Source organism: Actinoallomurus oryzae, assembly GCF_039541955.1.
GTDB lineage: Bacteria > Actinomycetota > Actinomycetes > Streptosporangiales > Streptosporangiaceae > Actinoallomurus > Actinoallomurus oryzae.
On record NZ_BAABHF010000016.1, the window covers coordinates 252,889 to 271,848 of the forward strand.

Sequence of the window (18,960 nt, forward strand, 5' to 3'; positions counted from 1 at the left end):
GGTCAGCTCGAGCTCTCCCCCGGCCAACCACTGCAGTGCGCTGTGCTGGCCTCACTGTTGCTGCGGGGAGGGGCTCCGGCGAGTATGTCGGCGCTCGTGGACGATGTGTGGGGAGAGGACGCGCCGGCTTCGGCGATCGGATCGATCCGTACGTACGTCTATCGGCTCAGACGCACGTTGAAGGTGGCGGGAAACGACCACATCCACTTGTCAGAAGCCGGCTACTCTCTCCGCATCGATCCGGACGCCCTCGACGTCAACCGGTTCAAACGCCTTCTCTCGGAGGCCAGGGCGGCCGAGGCCGCGGGTGACGTGACGTCGGCGTCGACCCTCTATGCGGCCGGACTGGCGCTGTGGCGCGGCCCGGCATTGGCGGGGGTTCCCGGGCCCCACGCTCAAGCGCAGCGCACCCTTCTCGGCGAGTTGCGCCTTGCATCGCTCGAAGGGCGGCTCGCCTGTGACGTCGAGCGCGGGCGGTACGTCGAGTCCGCTGCGGAGCTGTCGGCGCTCGTCAGCGAGCACCCCTTGCGAGAGCGCCTCTGCGAGCTGTTCATGATCGCCCTGTACGGCGCCGGACGACAGTCCGAAGCGCTGACCGCCTTCCACACGATCACCCACACGCTGCGCGAGGGCCTGGGGATCGGCCCTTCTCCGAGGCTGAGGAAGGTCCACGAACTCATCCTCACGGACCAGCTGCAGCTGCCTCATCTGGGCCTAGGGGTCTCTCCTGGTCATCTGTGCGCGGCATCGTTCCCTCCGGCCCAGTTGCCGGGGGATCTCCCCTGCTTCGTTGGACGAGATGAGGAGTCCGAATCGGTCATGAGGCTGGTGACCGGCGCGACGCGACCGCCGTCGGCGGTCACCGTCGTGGTCGACGGCATGCCGGGCGTGGGCAAGACGGCGTTCATGGTCCACATGGCCCACCGGTTGGCGGACCGGTTTCCGGACGGTCAGCTCTTCGTGGATCTGCAGGGCTTCGGACCCGAGAGACGGGCGCGGGACCCGATGGACGTGCTGGGAGAGTTTCTGGAAGCGCTCGGCGTGCCTGCCGGGAAGGTTCCGGCAGGCACACAGCGACGAGCCGTCCTCTTCCGTGGGATCCTGGCGAACCGCCGGGTGGCGGTGGTCCTGGACAATGCCCGGGACTCCGAGCAGGTGCGGGACCTTCTGCCGGGGGCGGGCGGCTCGATCGCAATGGTCACCAGCCGCGTCCAGCTGCCGGGCCTGGTGGTGACGCATCAGGCGGCGGCGATCTCTCTGGAGCCCCTGAGCATGGACGAGTCCCGCCGGTTCCTCGTCCACGCATTCGGCGGTGCGCGAGCGCGGGCAGAGCCTGAGGCGACCGCGGATGTCGCCGACCTGTGTGAGGGCCTGCCGCTGGCGCTGTCCATCGTCGGCGCGAAGGCGGCCTACCGCCCTTCCATGCCCGTGGCGTCCATCGCCGCCGACATCCGGTCCAAGGCGCGTTTCCTTGACGCGTTCACGAACGACGGCGAGCCGGCCCTCGACGTCCGTTCCGCCCTTTCATGGTCCTACGAGGCGCTCAGCCCCGAATGCGCCGACCTCTTTCGCGCGCTTGGCGGCTTCACCGCGGACGACCTCACCGTTGAAGCGGTGGCACCGCTGGTACAGCGACCGGCGAGCCATGTCGGGCCGTGCCTTGACACGCTCGCGCGAGTCCGCCTGCTCGCTGAGCGGGCACCTGGCCGCTACGCCATGAACGGCTTCATGCGCGCCTACGCCGCGGAACTCGCCGAGCTTCGGCCTCACTTCGGGCAGGACCGCGTGATCCTTTGAGATGGATCGGCAGCACGTTGTAGAAGCGTCCGAGTGCGAGTCGCCGGCGAGGACGTGGGATAGCGCTTGCCGCGTCTCCTCCGGCGGCGGTCATGCACCGACATCGATGCCGTGTAGACGCTGAGTGCACGCGCATCCCCTTAGATGAGGTTGGCCAGCGCCATCTCCGCCGCCTCTATCCCGTGAGGAGAATCTTGTCCGCCGACGACTACCCCGCCGTGTCCGACCCCGCTCTGCTATCTCCCGAGGAGAGTCTCGACGACGATGAGCTCGGCGACATCGAGGCCGGATACGCCCCACCGGACCGGCCTCTGGGCAGCACCGCATGGGGCATCACCGAACGCGAACTCGGCTCACACGAGGACCTCGCCCACCGCCTGGCCCGCGAAGAGCCTGAGCCGGCTGACATGGACACCGACGGGCTCGGCGACACGAGCGACACCGACGGCGAACTGATCGACGACCAGGTCGGCGACCGCCGCGCCGGTCGGCTCACGGCCTGGGAGGCCGAGCTCGACAGCCGCTCAGACTTCTGGGCCCACGACGTGGGCATTGACAATGGCGCGGCCTCAGCGGAAGAGGCGGCCGTACATGTCGTACCTGACACCGACGAGCGGGACAGCTGAAGCACCGAGGTCGGACTTCCGTGACGGCTGTAGTGGTGTCGCGCCACGACCATCCCCATGACCGGTCGATCCCGTCACCCCTCCCGGTCCGGCGGGCCAGGTCTTCGCCATGATGGCTTCCTCATCACCTCCGGGAGTCAGCCGTCCGGCAGACTCCTGGATCCGCTGTCGGCCGGGCGGCCCGTGGCGAATCCCTTGACCCGGTCCACCGCCATGTCCAGGGCGATCTTCACCGAGGTGGTGTCCCGTGTCATCCGGGCGAGCAGCAGCCCTCCTTGAAACGCGGCGACGAGCCCCGTGGCCAGGGCCTCCGGCTCGGCTTCTGGGCGCAGGACGCCGGTATCGCGCATACGGCCGAGTACGGTCGTGATCGTCCTCGTCCACTCCTGGCACTGCTGGGCACAGAAGGACCAGTCGCCATGAGGTTCGGCATGTGCGATGACGGCATCCCGCCACTGCTCGAGTCCACAGGTGGAGTCCAGATGCCGGAGCTGAGCGGTCAACAGAAGATCCGGGTGATGCCCGGAGCTGTCATGCATCGATCGTAGGTGTCCCTTATCCGACAAGTGGTCGATGAACTGCGGTCGGCCAGCCTCGCCCCAATACATCACAGGCCTGTCGACCCGGCCTCTACACGACGTGAACCCCAGCGACCCTCGATCCGGCGGGCCGGCGTGCTCCCGCCCGACACCCCGCTGCCCAGCGCGATCAAGTCCGCCCTTCGAAGCACTACTGGAGCATGAGATGAGCCCTGCAGGCCCGCTGACAAACCTCGCCGCGCAAGGAGTGTCGATCTGGCTGGACAACATCAGCCGAGACCGGCTGAGTGACGATGGCCTCACCGAGCTCATGACAAGAAGGCACGTCGTCGGAGTGACCAGTAACCCCACCATCTTCGAGAAGGCGCTGAACGGCAGCGTCGCCTACGACGGTCAGATACAGGACCTCGCGATCCGCGGAGTAGCCGTGGAGGAGGCGGCCCGGCTACTGACCAGCTATGACATCCGCTGGGCCTGCGATGTACTTCGTGGCGTCCACGACCGGACCGGCGGCCTCGACGGGCGGGTATCGATAGAGGTCGACCCGCGAGTCGCCGACGACACCGCCAAGACCGTCGCCGAGGCGCGCGCCCTGTGGTGGCTCGTCGCTCGGCCGAATGTGATGATCAAAATACCGGCCACTCAGGCCGGGCTGGCCGCCATCACCGCCGCCACGGCTGAGGGGATCAGCGTCAACGTGACACTGATCTTCAGCCTGGACCGTTACGACCAGGTCATGGACGCCTATCTCACCGGTCTCGAGCGAGCTCATGAGGCTGGTGTCGATCTGTCCGCGATCCGGTCCGTTGCCTCGTTCTTTGTCTCCCGTGTCGACGTGGAGGTCGACACACGCCTGGCCAAGATCGGCACCGAGAAGGCCCGCAGCTTGCGTGGTCAGGCGGGCGTGGCAAATGCTCGCCTGGCCTATCGCCGCTTCGAGGCGGTCCTCGGATCCGAACGTTGGCGCCGTCTGGAGGCCGTCGGCGCCCATCCGCAACGCCCGCTGTGGGCGTCGACGGGCGTCAAGAACCCCGAATACCCCGACGTCCTGTATGTGACCAGTCTGATCGCGCCGAACGTCGTCAGTACCATGCCCGAGCCCACCCTCGACGCGGTCGCCGACCACGGGCAGATCAGTCCGGACACAGTGACCGGCATGTACGACCAAGCAGAACAGGTCATGGCAGGCCTCGCCGAGGTCGGGGTCGAGTACGACGAAGTCGTACAACTGCTTGAACGCGAAGGAGTCCGCAAGTTCACCGACGCCTGGACACTGCTGCTGCGGCGCTTGGAGGAATCCCTCGCCGCGGCCGCCGCCAGGCGAACCGCCGGGTCCCGCCTTCGGGCCTCCTGTGAAAATGATCAGTGATACGCAGCACCCAGCGCTGACACGCCGGCCGAACCCTGTGGACCGGTAGCTGAAGATGGACCGCAGGGTTCCGTGTTGTGGGCTCGTCTGCCCTTTCACTTGTAGCCTTATGTCGTGGCGGATCACGAGGGCGGCACCGGAGTGCGTCAGCTGACGAGGCGGGGAGCGGCCACCAGAGCCCGAATTCTGCAGGCGGCCGCCCAACTGATGTACGCCCGAGGCGTGGCGGCGACCACGCTCGACGACGTCAGAGCCGTCAGCGGCACCAGTAAGTCGCAGTTGTACCGCAACTTTCCAGATAAAGAAGCCCTGGTACGCGACGTCATCGCGTTGCAGGCCCAGCAGCTGCTGGCCGACCAGCACCAGCAGCTCCAGCGGCTCCGCTCGCTCCGAGGGCTTGAACGGTGGCGGGACGCGATGGTCCAAAGTAGCACGCTGCGCAACGGCTCCTACCGGTGCCCGCTCGGTTCCCTGGCGAACGAATTGGCCGAGCAGTCCGCTGAGGCACGTGTCGCGCTGGCCGAGCATTTCCAGACGTGGGAGTCCCTCTTGGAGCAGGGGCTGTCCCGAATGGTCGAGTCCGGTGTGTTGCGCGGGGGGGCCGACCCCGCCAAGCTGGCGACCAGCCTGATGGCAGCGCTCCAGGGCGGATATCTTCTGGCCCAGGTAGCCCACGACGCCGAGCCCATGGGCATCGCGCTCGACATGGCCATTGACCACGTCAAGTCCTACGCCGCCGATCACGCATAGGGAGCGTGTGCACGATTCTGCGCGGTCTACGCGAGCAGGTACCCGCCCTGCGGTGCACCTATCAATCCGGTCGCGAGCTGCCGCGGTTCAGCGTCCTGTCGTAGCCTCCCGCTGCTCGCATCCGCTCCAGTCCCCATGCGATCAGGCAACTGCGAAGGTGGACGCCGGGGTGCCGTGAGTCCGGAGGGAGCTCAGGTCTCGTCATTGATCCACCCTCCGCTTCGGGAGCTTCCACCCGGGGCGGGGGAAGTGGCAGGTGTAGCCGTGAGGGTACTTCTGCAGGTAGTCCTGATGCTCGGGCTCGGCCTCCCAGAAGTCACCCGCCGGGGTGACCTCGGTGACGACCTTGCCCGGCCACAGGCCTGAGGCGTCGACGTCGGCGATCGTGTCCTCGGCGACCCGCTTCTGCTCGTCGCTGGTGTAGAAGATCGCCGAGCGGTAGCTGGTGCCGACGTCGTTGCCCTGGCGGTTCTTCGTCGAGGGGTCGTGCACCTGGAAGAAGAACTCCAGCAGCGTGCGGAAGTCCGTCTTCCCGGGGTCGTAGACGATCTCGATGGACTCCGCGTGGGTTCCGTGGTTGCGATAGGTGGCGTTCGGGACGTCGCCGCCGCTGTAGCCGACGCGCGTGGACACGACGCCGGGCTGGTGGCGGAACAGCTCCTCCATGCCCCAGAAGCAGCCGCCGGCCAGGATCGCCTTCTCGGTAGTCACATCGTCTCCTCTGCCCAGTCAGTGATCGCCAGTGCACACCTGAGATCAGCGCGGGCCGCGACTGGACTATATGGCCCTAATCAACTCTTGCATTCTAACAGCGGCCGACCGAGGGAGCCTCGGTGCCGTCGGCTCCCGTCCCGAGTCGGCTCCGCCAGGAGGTGGCGGGCTCCTGCCGAGTAGAAGCGCCTTAACCGCAGGTCTTACGGCGATGCGTGTGCGGCGGTCGTCGTCGAGGCCGAGCCAGGGATCACGGCGTGTTCCTCCTTCGGGAGCATCCGTTCGGACCTCAAAAGTGGACTTGACCGACCAGTTCTGCCGCACCTAGAGTGCGGCCGTCCGTGTGCCTCCGGTGACGGCGAACTGTCCGACTTGGCCCAACCGGCGCCGAGTTCCGACGTCGTGCCACTCCCGGAGGCGAGTCCTGCCAACACGAATCGCGATTCGCCGGGGAAGGAACAACCGTCATGAGTGAGAGCTTCGAGGGCCAGAAAGTCGTGGTCGTCGGCGGCAGCAGCGGCATGGGCCTGGCCACGGCCCACCAAGTGGTCGCCGGGGGTGGCACCGCCGTGATCACGGGCCGAGACCAGGACAAGGTCCGGGCCGCGGTCGAAGCATTGTCGCAGAACGGAAAGGCGTGGGGCATCACTGCGGAGCTGACCGACCGCGACCAGGTGCCCGAGGTCCGAAAGCAGCTCGCCGCCGAGCACGCCGACGCGACCCTGCTCGTCAACGCCGCCGGTTTCTTCGTCCCGAAGGCGTTCAGCGAGTACGACGAAGCCTTCTACGACTCCTACAACGAACTGAACCGCGCACTGTTCTTCATAACGCAGACCGTCGTCGCGGGTATGGTCGCGGGAGGCCGGGGCGGCGCCATCGTCAACATCGGCTCGATGTGGGCGCACCAGGGCATCGCGGCGACGCCGCACTCCGGCTACTCCGTGCAGAAGGGCGGCCTGCACTCGTTCACTAAGGCTCTTGCGATCGAGCTGGCGCCGCACGGCATCCGGGTCAACGCGGTCGCGCCCGCCGTCGTGAAGACACCTCTGTACCGGGGCTTCATCCCGGCGGACAAGCTCGATGAAACCGTCGATGGCTTCAGCGGCTTCCATCCGCTGGGGCGGGTCGGCAGCCCGGAGGACATCGCGAACGCGGTGTCGTTCCTGCTGTCGGACAAGTCGAGCTGGATGACCGGCGCCATCGTCGACGTCGACGGCGGCATCATGGCCGGCCGCAACTGACCCTCGAAACGTAACGCCGGGATCGCGCCGGCCGGGGCCGCGGACGTGCCGGTACGCGTCCGCAGCCCGGGCCCGCGAGGAAGCCACCGGCGAGTTCGGCGAGACCAAGACCCGGCCGGCCCGCCCGTGACCGCAATCGACGGTGAGGTCAGCGGCTCGAAGGTGGCGCGGTCCGGCCGTGACGAGGCCGTGGGGCGGGCCGGGACGATGAGGAGGAAATCGGCGTAGCGCCGGCGGACCGGCTCCGCGCCGAGTCGCGAGTTGCCGACTCTTGGGTGTCCGAGCACCAGGACCGGCCCGGCGTTCGGCCCGGCCTCGGCCGGCTGACGGTGTCAGTCCCGCGGGGCGACCGTGAGGGTCGCCGGGCCGAGCCGCAGCACGCCGTCGTCGAGGGGCGTGCACCGCACGCCGCCGCGCCCGCGCAGGCCACGGAAGGCGCCCGGCGCGAGCACGACGTCCATCCAGGCGCACGGGTTGGCCGGACGGTTGGCCTGGAACCGGACCGGTCCCGCACCGGAGTCGAGCGCGAACACCGCGCCCGGGTCCGGCCGCCGGGCCGCGAGGTCGTCGACCGGGAAGCCACACAGGATGATGTTGCGCCTGGTCAGCAACGGGTCGAGCGGACGGTCCAGCGGTGCTCCCGCGCCGGCGAGCGTCTCCGCGAGCTCGTCCAGCGCGGCCGCGTCGAACACCGTCACGGCGGCGTTGCGGTGCGCCTGCCGGCCGAAGTACCGGTCGCCGACCAGCCCGAGCCCGGCCCCCACGGTGACCTCGGTGCGGGCGGCCGGCTGCGGGTCGGACCGCGGCCCGTCCTGAGGCCGGCCCTCGCAGGCGTGCACCGGCGAGACCAACAGCCCGACGATCTCGACGGCGACCGAGCCGGCGACGCGACCGCTCACGTCCTCGACCCCGGCCTGCCGCGGGTGACGCGATGCGGCAGATCTGGTCAAGTCATCGGTACCGGCCGTCGTAGCGGACTCCGCTCCGGGTATCAGTGAAGCTAACGCCCATCCGCACTCCGTCCTCGACGATCCACCGAACCGAGTACGTCGCCCGGTACGTTGGCGGCCAGAAGGAAGAGAAGGTCCCGTCACCGGTCACGGACCACTCACCAGCCGACGGTGTGCCCCTGTCGACGTAGGTCGTTCCACCATCCGCCGTGAACGATTGAGTCGCGCCATCCTGGAACACGAACGGTGCGGCGGTCAGCGCGGCGATCATGTCCACCGCATCGACCGGCTGGCCATCGACGACGTTCTTACCGGAGGGAATACGGTCCATCGAATGCTCCTGACATCGGGTAGGACGCCGGCCTCCGCCCGTCGCGGCAGTGGCCACGACACTGCTGAATGCCCAACTGAAGGAAGCCATCTTAGTGGACTATATAGTCCATATGACGCTCACGCTGAACGCCACGGCCAGCGCCGGCGGCGCGGCCGGGCCTCCTCGGCGGCGAAGTCATCCTCCTCGTCGCCGTCTTCCGCGTCGATCGTCGGTGTCATGCCGGCCGGCGTGTCGCGCGCGCGGCTCGCCGGGGTCTCCTCCGACGGAGTCTCGGCTCGTCGCGTGGCGTTCGCCGCCGCGCCCACCACCACCGGGCGGTCCGGCACCGGGTTCGTGCCCGACTCCACCACGTCGGCCACGATGCACGTGATGTTGTCCGGGCCGCCGCCGCGGTTCGCCACACCGATCAGCTCACATGTGGCCTGCTCAGGATCGGGAACCGTGCTCAGCGTGCGCAGCAAGAGGTCCGCGCCGACCACGGCGGACAGCCCATCGGAGCACAACAGGTATCGATCGCCGAGCTTCGCCTCGCGCAGGCTCGTCTCGAGCTCCACCTCACCGCGGCCGTCCAGCGCGCGCAGCAGCAGCGAGCGCCGCGGATGCGCGGCGGCCTCGTCCATGGTGATGCGCCCTTCGTCCACGAGCTTCTGGACCAATGTGTGATCACGGGTGATCTGGTACAGGTCACCGTCGCGCAACAGGTACGCGCGCGAGTCACCGATGTGCGCCACACCCACGCGACCGCCCGACCACAGCATGGCGGTCAGCGTCGTGCCCATGCCCTCCAGGGACGGGTCCTCCCCGACCATCTGGTGCAGGGTCGCGTTCGCGTCGCGGATCGCCGCCTCGAGGGCGCCCGTGAGGTCCGCGCCGTGACTGTCGCCGTCCAGCGGCGCGAGGGTGGAGATGGCGACGGCGCTCGCCACCTCACCGTGGGCGTGCCCGCCCAGGCCGTCGGCGACCGCGAGAAGGCGGGGACCGGCGTACGCCGAGTCCTGGTTGTCTTCGCGGAGAAGACCGACGTCCGATCTGGCCGCGTACCTAATTGCAAGTGTCATCTACGCAGTTCCACCATGGTGGTCATTACCGATAGCGATCCAGCCAGCCGTCCCGCCCGCACCACTCCCCTGGCCCTCGTACAACCTCGCTACGATATCAGGATACGGACTATTTAGTCCATTCACGCGGGTCCGAAACGGCCGGGTCGCCGAGTGGCTCTGCCAGGAGATGCCCCAGAACCCCAGACCGTGGCCTACTGGTCCTACTTGGACCTGATAGTCCGATTACTGTATGGTTCGCTGAACCTCATCGATCGAGACTTACAAGGACACCATGCCTATCACCAGAGGCTTCGCCGGTCGTGGGCGTTCCGGGAGGGACTCCCGGCTGCCGCCGGGCCAGTTCGACGCGGGTGAGGACTGGCCGGTACTGCACGTCGAGGCGACCCCGTCGCTCGCCACCAAGGACTGGACGTTCACCGTCGACGGTCTGGTCGACACTCCGACGACATGGACCTGGGATGAGATCCACGCTCTTCCCGGCGACCGGTACGAAGGCGACATTCACTGCGTCACCACCTGGTCGAAGTTCGGCATGACCTTCGACGGCGTCTCCGTGGACACCCTGCTGGAGATCGCCGGCCTCCAGGACGACGCGGCGTACGTGATGGCGCGCTCGCATACCGGCTACACGACGAACCTTCCGATCGAGGACGTCACCGACGGCCATGCCTGGGTGGTCTGGGACGTCGACGGCGCACCCTTGGAGGCCGTACACGGCGGGCCGGCGCGGCTGCTGGTTCCGCACCTGTACTTCTGGAAGAGCGCCAAGTGGGTGTCGGGGTTGACGCTCATGGCCGAGGACGAACCGGGCTTCTGGGAGCAGAACGGCTACCACGACCGCGGTGACCCGTGGCGCGAGCAGCGGTATCAGGGGGACTGATGGCACTACCGACCCCGTGGCAGACCGCCACCGTCACCGATATCCGGGCCGAGACACGCACGGCCAAGACGTTCCGGCTCGAACTCGCCGACCCCCGTCGGCATCTGGCCGGCCAGCATTACGTAGTGCGGCTCACCGCGCCTGATGGTTACCGCGCTCAGCGGTCGTACTCAGTGGCCAGCGCCCCAGACGACAGGGCCATCGAGCTGACCGTCGAGCTGCTGCCCGGTGGCGAGGTGTCGGGGTTCCTGCACGAGGTCGTCGAAGTCGGGGACGAGCTGGAAGTCCGCGGTCCGATCGGCGGTTTCTTCGCCTGGGACGACGAATCGCCCATCCTCGGTGTCGCCGGCGGGTCCGGTGTGGTTCCGCTGATGTCGATGCTGCGGCACTCCCGCGCCCAGGGACACCCCGATCTCGTACAGCTGGTCGTGTCCGTCCGCACCCCGGCCGATCTGTATTACGCCGGCGAGATCACCGGGCCCGAGACAACGATCGTCCACACCCGGCAGGCCCCGGCAGGATCGCATCGGCCCGCCGGACGGCTGAGCGCCGGCGACCTCGAGCCGATACTCGACGCCGACCGCGAGATCTACGTTTGCGGCTCCCCCGGCTTCTGTGACGGCGCCACGGCGCTTCTCCTCGACCTCGGCGTGGACACCCACCGCATCCGCGTCGAACGCTTCGGACCCACCCGATAGTGCGTACGAACGGGCGGAACAGGTCCTGACCGGCCTCGCCGAGGTCGGAGTCGACTACAACGACCTCGGCGAGTTGCTCGAACGCGACGGCATCCGCAGATTGATCGACGCCTCGGCCCTGCCGTCGCAGCACCTCGCCGACTCCCGTACTGCCCCCCCGCTGAACCATCGATGCCCCGCTGAGGGACCTCACGGCACGACGATGGACGAAAGGTTGCCCGGATGATGGTGCCGCACAGCGCCGTTCTCGCCGCCGGCAGTGCCGTCGCGCCCCGGTCGCAGATGGGCTTCTCTCTTGGCTGGCACATCATTCTGGCCTGCCTCGGAGTAGGGCTACCGGGCCTGATCCTCTTCCTCGAGTGGCGTGGCCATCGCACAGGCGAGACGGCCTACCGGCTGCTCGCGCGGCGCTGGGCTCGCGCGATGGGCGTGTTGTTCGCCGTCGGCGCCGTATCGGGCACCATCCTGTCCTTCGAAATGGGACTGCTCTGGTCGGGCCTGATGGAACACTACGGCTCGGTCATCGGCCTGCCGTTCGCCATCGAGGGATTCGCCTTCTTCATCGAGGCGATCTTCTTGGGCATCTACCTGTACGGCTGGGACCGGCTCTCGCCCCGGGCGCACCTGATGGCCGGAGTGCCGATCGTGATGGCGGGTGCGCTCTCGGCATTCTTCGTCGTCTGCGCCAACGCATGGATGAACAGCCCACAGGGCTTCACCGAACGCCACGGCCGGCTGGTGAGCGTGCGACCGTGGTCGGCGATGTTCAACGCGGCGACGTGGCCGGAGACCACCCACATGATCCTCGCAGCGTTCATGGTCACCGGATTCACCGTCGCGAGCGTCTACGCCGTCGCCATGCTCCGGGGCCGCCGGGACCGCTACCATCGGCTCGGACTACTGGTGCCGCTCACCTTCGCCTGCTGCGTCACACCCCTGCAGATCGTGGTCGGTGACTGGGCGGCACGCTACGTCGCCGCCGAGCAGCCCGCCAAGCTGGCGGCGATGGAAGGCCTGTACCGCAGCGAGCACGGCGCTCCCGAGTCGATCGGCGGCCTCTACCACCACGACGCACTACACGGCGCGATCCACGTTCCGGGCGGCCTGTCACTGCTGACCCACGGGAACACCCACGCGTACGTCGCCGGGCTGGACGGAGTGCCCGCCGACCAGCGACCGCCCGTCAACATCGTCCACCTTTCCTTCGACACGATGGTCGGCATCGGCTTCTTCCTGCTCGCCCTCGGTGCCTGGCTGGCGTGGAGCTGGTGGAGACGGCGCGAACCACCGGGCTCTCCCTGGTTCCTCCGTGCCGTGGCCGTGTCCGGCGTCGCGGCGGTCATCGCGATGGAGGCCGGTTGGGTCACCACCGAGGTGGGTCGCCAGCCCTGGATCGTGTACGGCGTGCTGAGGGTGAAGGACGCGGTCAATCCCGCGGGCGGGATCGGCTGGGGTTTCCCGGTGCTCGTCGCCGTGTACGTCGCCCTCACGGTGGCGACCGTCTACGTCCTGCGCTACATGGTCCGGCGACGGCCGGTCCCGGCCGCCCCCCAGGAGCACGACGTGACCGAGTACGAGGTGAGCTGACCGTGACTCTGGCCACCTGTCTGCTGGTGCTCGTATGGCTGTCGCTGACCGCCTACGCGCTCTTGGCCGGCGCCGACTTCGGCGCCGGTCTGTGGGATCTGGTCGCGGGCGATGCCCGTCGCGGCCGGCCGCGACGGTCACTGATCGAGCACTCGATCGGCCCCGTGTGGGAGTCCAACCACGTCTGGCTCATCTACGTTCTCGTCATCACGTGGACCGCGTTCCCGCCGCTGTTCGCCGCCATCGCCTCGACGCTGTACATCCCGCTGTCCGTCATCGCGTTCGGCATCATCGCGCGCGGGTCCGCGTTCGCCTTCCGCAAGGTCGTCGAGGATGTGTGGCTGCAACGCCTGTTCGGTGCCGCGTTCGCGCTCTCCTCGGTGCTCACGCCGTACTTCCTGGGCGCGGCCGCCGGCGGCGTGGCCTCAGGACGCGTCCCGCCCGGAATCGCGCGCGGCAACGTGATCACCAGCTGGGCGAATCCCACGTCGACCGTCTGCGGCCTTCTCGGCGTCGCCCTGTGCGCGTACCTGTCCGCGATCTACCTGACCGCCGACGCCCGACGCGGCGGACACCACGAACTCGCCGAGTACTTCCGGCGCAATGGCCTGGTCACCGGTGTCGCCATGGGCGTTCTCTCCCTGGCCTCCTTGGCGGTCGTGCAGGATGACGCACCGGACCTCTACCATTCGCTGACGCACCGAGGCCTACCACTCGTCATCTCGTCAATGCTCATGGGCGCGGTGTCCCTGGCACTACTCGCCCGCCGGAACTACGCTTCGGTACGTGTCAGCGCCGCCCTCGCGGTGGCCGCCATCCTGTGGGCCTGGGGATACGGGCGATACCCGACACTTCTGCCCGGGCTGAAGGCCGGCCAGGCGGCATCGGCGCACGCGACGCTGCAGGCGACCGCGTTGAGCTCGGCCGTCGGCCTGGCGATCCTGCTTCCGTCCCTGGCGTGGCTGTTCATCTTGTTCCAACGAGCGCACACTGCCCCACAAGATCTGCGGGTTCGGGATTCAAGTCCCCGATGACGAATATGGCAACACCGTGAACAGCTACTAGCCGCCTGCTATCGGCGAGATACGCGGATCGCCATTGCGGCGGACGCGAGTGCGACGACCATTGCGGCCACCGACAGCCCTAGGGCCCAGTAGGCGACGGTGTCGTCCGTCTCTGGGGTCGTGCGGGCACCGGAGTCTTGCACCGGCCGTCCCGCGGGTTGTCCGGCGCCGCGCTTCGACGGCGGCAGGAGCTTGAGCACTGGAGCGGGCCGCTCCGGCTCGGCGGCGTTCGCCTGCGGCTCCTGGATCCATCGCACCACCTCCCCGTTGCTGTAGTACTGCAGGGTCTTGAAGGTCATGGAATCGGCCTTCGGCAGTGGTCCCGCGCTGACGGCGAACTCGTCGTACTCATCCGGCCGGATCCCCGCCTTCGGATCGTCCGCGGTCCAGATGATCTCGCTGACCACCTCGGTGACCTTGGCACCGTCCGCCTCGACCGACGTGGCCGGCTTGGTCTTCTTGATCTCGTACGACCAGCCGGGGTGCGGCTTCACGTGTACGGATGCCAGCGGCCGATCGGGGGGCAGCTGGACGTCGATTTTGACGGTAGCGGCGTTGTCCCGCTCGTTGGGTACGCGGAAGACCAGGGCCGCGTAGTCACCCTGTGTCGCCTTATCAGCGGCGATGGTCACGTGCGCCGAGGCTCCCGTCGCCCCGAGCCCGACGAAAAGCGCCGCGCCGACTGCGATCACAGCGCCTCGGGTGGAATGTCGCCGCATGTGCTCTCTCCATTGGTCGTCGAACGCTTGTGAATCAGCCGAGCCGGCCAAGCGTGGTCTTCAGCAATTTTTCGAGTTTTTCGTTGGAATCAGCGCGTTGGCCGGTCTTGCGGATCTGGGCGAGTTGCAGGTAGATAATGGCGTTCGCCTTGTGCGCGACAACGGTCGCAAGATCGTCGTACGTGTCGGTGCCCAGGTCCGGCGGGGAGGTGTGCGCCAGTTGCTGAGCGAAGCCCGTCCATCCGGCCGACTTGAACGCGCGGCTGTTGACCTTGTAGCTGCCGACGATGATCGGCGGCCCGCCGAGGATGCTGAAAGAGTCCGGACACTTGGCGGCCTCAGCCGTCACGGTCTTCATCCCCGCGTCGGCGAGTGTGTCGGTCGTGAAGACGACCGCGCCCTGGGTGACGACGGGAAGCGCGGACCTGTCCGGATTGGGCGGTCCCACGATGAAGCGCCCAGTGGAGTTGCCGCCCACCGGCTCAACGGCCGGCTGTACCTTCACCGTGATGTCGTCGGCGCGCTGGACGTAGGAGCAGGTCGGCACGCTGTCCGGCGGCGTGTAGATCACGTGTGAACCATGTCCGGAGTCATCGACCCGGATCGCCCCTTTGCCGATGTCCTTGATCGTGGCGAATCCATACTGGATGGACTTGACGGTGTACGGAGCGTGGGTGAGCGGCTTGGGGGAATCCGAGCCACAACCGGCCACAGCGGCGGCGAGCAGGATCGCCGTGGCGGATGACGCCCCGAACCGAACACGCCGGTCGCTCTGGTCACGAAGACGCGCGAGCCCCATCTGCCCCATATGTTCGTCGTCCTTTCAGCGCGCTGTGAATGGGATGTGCACCGGTGTCTCATCGAAGTCAGAGGTCCGGATGTTCAGCCACAGGACCCACGGGCCCGGGTACGGAATGGACATCGCACTTGCGACATAGTGACCGGGTTCCGCCGCCGAGAGTTTGACCGGAAGGGTGCCGATGCTCTTGTTGCGCGGTTCCAGCCGGCCGGAGACCTCGGGAACGTTGACCAGCGACTCGTCCTTGGCCACGAGGTAGATGTCGGCGACGTTGGGTCCTTGCCTCGCCGGGGTCAGCTTCACCTCGACATGACCGCCGTCCAGACCGGTATGCGTTCCGGCCGTGGCCGGGACCGCGACCTTCTCGTGCACCGGCGGCGCGTAGCTGGTACGGGCGGGAGCCGTGTTGACCAGGACCGTGGCCAGCGACAGGACGCCGACGCCGAGAACGATCTCGGCCGCCACCGAGAGGCGCAGCCGGCCCAGCGCTCCGGCCGGCGCGGCCTCTCGCGGCCCCCGCGCGTACCGCTGTGCGAACCGCCGCCCGCGTGCCGCCAGCGCCACGATGACAAGGACGACACCGAATTTCACCAGCAGAAGCCGTCCGTATCCGGTCCCGCCGAGGGCACCGAAGGTGCCGACCTCCCGCCACGCCAGGTAGAGGCCGGTCACCGCGATCGCCGTGAAGCAGACCTGCGCGAGGCCGGAGAAGCGAGGGAGGGCCGGTGTGAGGAGATCCGCGCGGGCGGAGCGATCTGCGGCCGGGCTCACGACGCACACCGTGAGCGGCACCAGACCGCCGAACCACAGCGTGATGGCGAGAAGGTGCAGGCTGGTGGCCGGGACGGCCAGCCACGCCTGCGAGCCGGTGTGCGCGTGGTCCGTGAGCGGCCAGGTCAACACCAGCCCGAGACCGCATATCGCCCCCAGGACGAGAACCGTCGCCGGCGTCTTCGCCTCGGCATCGCCACGGTCATCGCCGCCCTGGCGCCGGATGACGTTCGCGAAGACGGCGGCGAGCGCCAGGGCGATACCGAGACGCGCCAATAGCGCTCGGCCGATCCGAGCGTCCAGGGTCAGCCGCAGGACACCGGGGTCGAACGCCGTCGCCGGCGACTCGCCGGTGGCGTACGGACCTTGGGCGAGGAAGACCACCACGGTCCCGAGGCCCAGCGCGACGAACCCCGCCCAGACGATGAGCCGACCGCGGCGCTCTCGTGCCCCGGCCGGCCAGACCACGCCGAAGAAGACGGTGCCGCCGAGCGCGAGCGCCAGGCCCAGGAACGCCAGGCCGCGTCCGACGGCGTGCGCCGCGGACGTCACCGGGCTGGTGCCCTGGTCGAGTGAGGTCACCGAAACGCTCGGCGCGCCGACACTGAACCGGAAGGCTCCGGAGATGGCGTGCGAATCCGCTGACACGACGCGCCACGCCACGGTGTACGTCCCCTTGGCCAGGCCGGGAGGTAGCGAGGCCGCGACCGTGTTCGCCTTGCCGTCCGCATGCCCGGGAGCGCCGATCTTGACCTTGTGACCGTCCGGGTCCAGCAACTGGATCGACTCCGGGGTCGGCGTCACCGCCTCATCGAAGCGCAGCCATGCCCGCTTCGGAGGAGCGGCCGCGACCGCCTCGTCGACGGGCGAGGTCTGGAGCAACTGGGCGTGCGCGTACGCAGGGCGGGACAGCGCACCGACGGTCACCTCGACGACGAAGCCGCCCAGGACGAAGGCGGCGATCAGCAGTATTCGAACGGTGCGCCGGCGGTGGCCGCTGCGGTTCGCCAAGCGAAACATCGCCGTCAGCAGGCGACGGTGAGGGCCGACGGAGTCGAACCCGTCGCCGCCGCACGCGTCGCCTGCCCGGACGGACCCGCCGGCGCGTCGCACCGGCGGGTCCTCATTCGTGATGTCACTTGTCGCAGGAGTTCCAGCAGATCTTCTTGTCGGGCTTGCCGGCCAGCTTGCCGTCGTAATGCAGGACGTCCACGCCGCGGTTGTAGTCGGCGACGTAGACGTAGCCGTTGTGCCAGTAGGCGGCCGAGGCCGACCCGGCGGTCACATTGGGGTCGCCGGACGGGACGCGGAAGTAGCCGACCTGCTTCGGATGCGCCGGGTCGGACACGTCGATGAAGCGCGTGCCCTGGGCGTACCACCCTTGCGCGATGATGTTGCCGTTCACCGTGAACCAGTGCGCGGAGCAGCTGGCGGACGTCGTGGCCGAGCCTTCCTGTCCCCAGGCCGTCCAGCTGCTGACCAGGTCGAGCCGGAACGGCTTCTCCGGAGTGGACCTCCAGCTCTCGCCGTTGTAGCTGCCCTTGGTCGAGGCGATCATGAGCTGACCGGCGTCGGAGCAGGTACGGATGTCCTCCTCGGTGATGTAGAGCAGCTCGCCCTTGCCGTACTTACCGAGCTTCTCCGTGTTGTGGTACGAGTTGTGGTCGAAGTACGACACCGGTGCCGGGTCCACGACGGTGCCACCCGCGTACGGCACGGGATCGGTCGCGGTCGCGGTGCGCTTGACCTTCTTGACCGGGTCGTAGTGGCGACCTTGGGTCCAATAGCCGCGCACGCCGCCGGCGCCGGAGGTCCATGCGACGCCGTTCTTGTCGACGTCCACGCTGTGCACGTAGTCGGTCAGCTGGTCGAACCGGTTGAGGTCCAGGGCCTGCTGGGACGTGTGCGGGTGGTTGATGTCGCGAATGTCGGTGACCCAGACCGGCACGCCGTGCCAGCTGGGGTCGTTACCCGCCGTGCCCGTGTTGTAGGGGCCGACCGTCCACAGGTACTTGCAGTCGTTGATGCAGGTGCTCGTGTGACCGGCAGGAACCGACTGGAAGGTGGCGATCCTCGGCTTCCAGGGGTTCTTCACGTCGATGATGTAGAAGCCGGACTGGCCGGTGGTGAGAGTCCCGCCGAAGCCACGGGGGTCGCGGCTCAAAAAGACCAGTTTGCGCTTCTGGTCGACGGTCATGTTCTCGCCTTCCCAGAACCGATCCTGGGTGTCGCCCGGCCGGCGGAGATCGGCGGCCGTGAGCTTCCCGACGAGTGCCGGGTGCTCGCGGTCTTTGAGAGACCAGATCGCCAGGCCACCGGTGCCGTTGGCGAACATGAAGTCGTAGCCGTAGTTCTTGTAGCTGATGAAGTTCAGCCCTGAGTACCCACTGACACCTTTGACGTTGTCGATGAAGGTCACGTCACCGGCGACCGCGTTGGTGGGCACGTTGTGGGTGTCGTCGAGGGCAGGGCCGGCGTGGGACGAGCCGGCGGAGGGCAGGCTCGCCGGGGCGTCGGCGAACGCCGACGTCGTGCTCGGTAGCTGTAGCGCCGCCGCCGCGGCGAGTGCGACCACACCGGCCGCGAACGATCTCTTCTTCAATGCGGTACTCCTGGGCTCAAGGAGACGAGCAGAACACCTGACTCTGCGGGCAGTCGGCCGGCCGGGTTGGCACCTCCCCTTGTGGATCGAGATGGGACCGCGAGATTGAACCGATGACTTGCGGAGTTGGCGGGAAGAGGGGAGGTCGGTCGTCTCGCAGGACCGGTGTCCTCCTTTCCGTTGATCGTGCAGGCGGTAGGCGCCGCGGGTGCCGGACAGGACGACGATAATTATCATTTTGGTCGATGTCATCAGACATCGAAAGATCGGACGTGTGGGCGTTCGTGCTCCGCATCTGCCCTGTTTGTAGGGGTTTTTCCGGCTCCAAGGGGAGGCCTTACCCGGTCGTTCAGCCGGGAGGCCGGTAGTGGCCGATAGTGGCCGGTAAGCCTCTCGTCGAGCTTGCCGGCAGGCGGATCGGGCGAAGACCGGGTGCCCACCTTGAGCTCATCCGTCTGCCGG

At 67.9% G+C, this 18,960-nt stretch carries 18 protein-coding genes; 9 read left to right on the top strand and 9 right to left on the bottom strand.

The genetic code is table 11. The features are described from left to right. The first annotated feature begins 84 nt into the window (after positions 1-84). The gene (locus ABEA10_RS11810; protein WP_425550894.1) at positions 85-1,797 is read left to right on the top strand and encodes an AfsR/SARP family transcriptional regulator; all 1,713 of its coding nucleotides are present in this window, start codon (positions 85-87) and stop codon (positions 1,795-1,797) included. A gap of 194 nt (positions 1,798-1,991) precedes the next feature. Next, on the top strand, positions 1,992-2,423 hold the full coding sequence (locus tag ABEA10_RS11815) for a DUF5709 domain-containing protein (protein WP_345461668.1): 432 nt from the start codon (positions 1,992-1,994) through the stop codon (positions 2,421-2,423). A gap of 137 nt (positions 2,424-2,560) precedes the next feature. On the opposite strand, the gene ABEA10_RS11820 is transcribed toward ABEA10_RS11815, so the two are convergent. Then, positions 2,561-2,926, bottom strand: a complete 366-nt coding sequence (locus tag ABEA10_RS11820; RefSeq protein ID WP_345461671.1) for a TetR family transcriptional regulator C-terminal domain-containing protein — start codon at positions 2,924-2,926, stop codon at positions 2,561-2,563. A 241-nt stretch (positions 2,927-3,167) separates the two neighbouring features. Between ABEA10_RS11820 and tal the strand changes: the two genes are divergently transcribed. Both tal and ABEA10_RS11830 read left to right on the top strand, forming a co-directional pair. Further along, the gene (gene tal / locus ABEA10_RS11825; protein ID WP_345461674.1) at positions 3,168-4,331 is read left to right on the top strand and encodes a transaldolase; all 1,164 of its coding nucleotides are present in this window, start codon (positions 3,168-3,170) and stop codon (positions 4,329-4,331) included. Positions 4,332-4,445: 114 nt separating this feature from the next. Then, positions 4,446-5,081 carry a TetR/AcrR family transcriptional regulator gene (locus tag ABEA10_RS11830; protein ID WP_345461677.1) on the top strand — a complete coding sequence of 212 codons (636 nt, stop codon included), beginning with the start codon at positions 4,446-4,448 and terminating at the stop codon, positions 5,079-5,081. Between the two features lie 201 nt (positions 5,082-5,282). On the opposite strand, the gene msrA is transcribed toward ABEA10_RS11830, so the two are convergent. Further along, positions 5,283-5,792: a peptide-methionine (S)-S-oxide reductase MsrA gene (gene msrA, locus ABEA10_RS11835; protein WP_345461680.1), complete on the bottom strand. Its 510-nt coding sequence runs from the start codon at positions 5,790-5,792 to the stop codon at positions 5,283-5,285. A gap of 467 nt (positions 5,793-6,259) precedes the next feature. Between msrA and ABEA10_RS11840 the strand changes: the two genes are divergently transcribed. Next, positions 6,260-7,033: an SDR family NAD(P)-dependent oxidoreductase gene (locus tag ABEA10_RS11840; RefSeq protein WP_345461683.1), complete on the top strand. Its 774-nt coding sequence runs from the start codon at positions 6,260-6,262 to the stop codon at positions 7,031-7,033. Between the two features lie 332 nt (positions 7,034-7,365). Here ABEA10_RS11840 and ABEA10_RS11845 read toward each other — a convergent pair whose 3' ends face one another. From ABEA10_RS11845 to ABEA10_RS11855, 3 genes are all read right to left on the bottom strand, one after another. Beyond that, positions 7,366-7,932, bottom strand: coding sequence for a hypothetical protein (locus ABEA10_RS11845; RefSeq protein WP_345461686.1), 567 nt, complete (start codon positions 7,930-7,932; stop codon positions 7,366-7,368). Positions 7,933-7,984: 52 nt separating this feature from the next. Continuing rightward, positions 7,985-8,314 carry a hypothetical protein gene (locus ABEA10_RS11850; RefSeq protein WP_345461689.1) on the bottom strand — a complete coding sequence of 110 codons (330 nt, stop codon included), beginning with the start codon at positions 8,312-8,314 and terminating at the stop codon, positions 7,985-7,987. Positions 8,315-8,433: 119 nt separating this feature from the next. Further along, positions 8,434-9,375: a PP2C family protein-serine/threonine phosphatase gene (locus ABEA10_RS11855; RefSeq protein ID WP_345461692.1), complete on the bottom strand. Its 942-nt coding sequence runs from the start codon at positions 9,373-9,375 to the stop codon at positions 8,434-8,436. A gap of 274 nt (positions 9,376-9,649) precedes the next feature. On the opposite strand from ABEA10_RS11855, the gene ABEA10_RS11860 reads away from it, so the two are divergent. The 4 genes from ABEA10_RS11860 (at position 9,650) to ABEA10_RS11875 (ending at position 13,577) form a co-directional block, all read left to right on the top strand. Then, complete coding sequence (locus ABEA10_RS11860) at positions 9,650-10,258, top strand: sulfite oxidase-like oxidoreductase (RefSeq protein WP_345461695.1); 609 nt, start codon at positions 9,650-9,652, stop codon at positions 10,256-10,258. Next, the gene (locus tag ABEA10_RS11865) at positions 10,258-10,956 is read left to right on the top strand and encodes a ferredoxin reductase (protein WP_345461698.1); all 699 of its coding nucleotides are present in this window, start codon (positions 10,258-10,260) and stop codon (positions 10,954-10,956) included. The genes ABEA10_RS11860 and ABEA10_RS11865 overlap by 1 nt, the downstream gene beginning before the upstream one ends. A 222-nt stretch (positions 10,957-11,178) precedes the next feature. Then, positions 11,179-12,543 (top strand): cytochrome ubiquinol oxidase subunit I, encoded by a 1,365-nt coding sequence (locus ABEA10_RS11870; RefSeq protein WP_345461701.1) that lies wholly within the window; start codon positions 11,179-11,181, stop codon positions 12,541-12,543. Positions 12,544-12,545: 2 nt separating this feature from the next. Continuing rightward, a complete protein-coding gene (locus ABEA10_RS11875; RefSeq protein ID WP_345461704.1) occupies positions 12,546-13,577 on the top strand; it encodes a cytochrome d ubiquinol oxidase subunit II in 1,032 nt (343 codons plus the stop codon). Positions 13,578-13,615: 38 nt separating this feature from the next. On the opposite strand, the gene ABEA10_RS11880 is transcribed toward ABEA10_RS11875, so the two are convergent. The 4 genes from ABEA10_RS11880 to ABEA10_RS11895 all read right to left on the bottom strand — a co-directional run bounded on the left by ABEA10_RS11880 (position 13,616) and on the right by ABEA10_RS11895 (position 18,498). Further along, positions 13,616-14,377, bottom strand: coding sequence for a YcnI family copper-binding membrane protein (locus ABEA10_RS11880; protein ID WP_345461707.1), 762 nt, complete (start codon positions 14,375-14,377; stop codon positions 13,616-13,618). Beyond that, complete coding sequence (locus ABEA10_RS11885; RefSeq protein ID WP_345461710.1) at positions 14,361-15,134, bottom strand: hypothetical protein; 774 nt, start codon at positions 15,132-15,134, stop codon at positions 14,361-14,363. Before ABEA10_RS11885 ends, ABEA10_RS11880 begins: the two co-directional genes overlap by 17 nt. Before the next feature lie 15 nt (positions 15,135-15,149). Beyond that, positions 15,150-16,907 carry a copper resistance CopC/CopD family protein gene (locus ABEA10_RS11890; RefSeq protein ID WP_345461713.1) on the bottom strand — a complete coding sequence of 586 codons (1,758 nt, stop codon included), beginning with the start codon at positions 16,905-16,907 and terminating at the stop codon, positions 15,150-15,152. Positions 16,908-17,031: 124 nt separating this feature from the next. Beyond that, the gene (locus ABEA10_RS11895; protein ID WP_345461716.1) at positions 17,032-18,498 is read right to left on the bottom strand and encodes an LVIVD repeat-containing protein; all 1,467 of its coding nucleotides are present in this window, start codon (positions 18,496-18,498) and stop codon (positions 17,032-17,034) included. Positions 18,499-18,960: the final 462 nt, after the last annotated feature.

What these genes read in the sequence shown, in the direction of transcription:
- ABEA10_RS11850 (WP_345461689.1), bottom strand. Translation starts at nt 8,314, where the DNA reads ATGGACCGTATTCCCTCCGGTAAGAACGTCGTCGATGGCCAGCCGGTC.
- ABEA10_RS11855 (WP_345461692.1), bottom strand. Translation starts at nt 9,375, where the DNA reads ATGACACTTGCAATTAGGTACGCGGCCAGATCGGACGTCGGTCTTCTC.
- ABEA10_RS11885 (WP_345461710.1), bottom strand. Translation starts at nt 15,134, where the DNA reads ATGGGGCAGATGGGGCTCGCGCGTCTTCGTGACCAGAGCGACCGGCGT.
- tal (WP_345461674.1), top strand. Translation starts at nt 3,168, where the DNA reads ATGAGCCCTGCAGGCCCGCTGACAAACCTCGCCGCGCAAGGAGTGTCG.
- ABEA10_RS11860 (WP_345461695.1), top strand. Translation starts at nt 9,650, where the DNA reads ATGCCTATCACCAGAGGCTTCGCCGGTCGTGGGCGTTCCGGGAGGGAC.
- ABEA10_RS11810 (WP_425550894.1), top strand. Translation starts at nt 85, where the DNA reads ATGTCGGCGCTCGTGGACGATGTGTGGGGAGAGGACGCGCCGGCTTCG.
- ABEA10_RS11840 (WP_345461683.1), top strand. Translation starts at nt 6,260, where the DNA reads ATGAGTGAGAGCTTCGAGGGCCAGAAAGTCGTGGTCGTCGGCGGCAGC.
- ABEA10_RS11870 (WP_345461701.1), top strand. Translation starts at nt 11,179, where the DNA reads ATGATGGTGCCGCACAGCGCCGTTCTCGCCGCCGGCAGTGCCGTCGCG.
- ABEA10_RS11865 (WP_345461698.1), top strand. Translation starts at nt 10,258, where the DNA reads ATGGCACTACCGACCCCGTGGCAGACCGCCACCGTCACCGATATCCGG.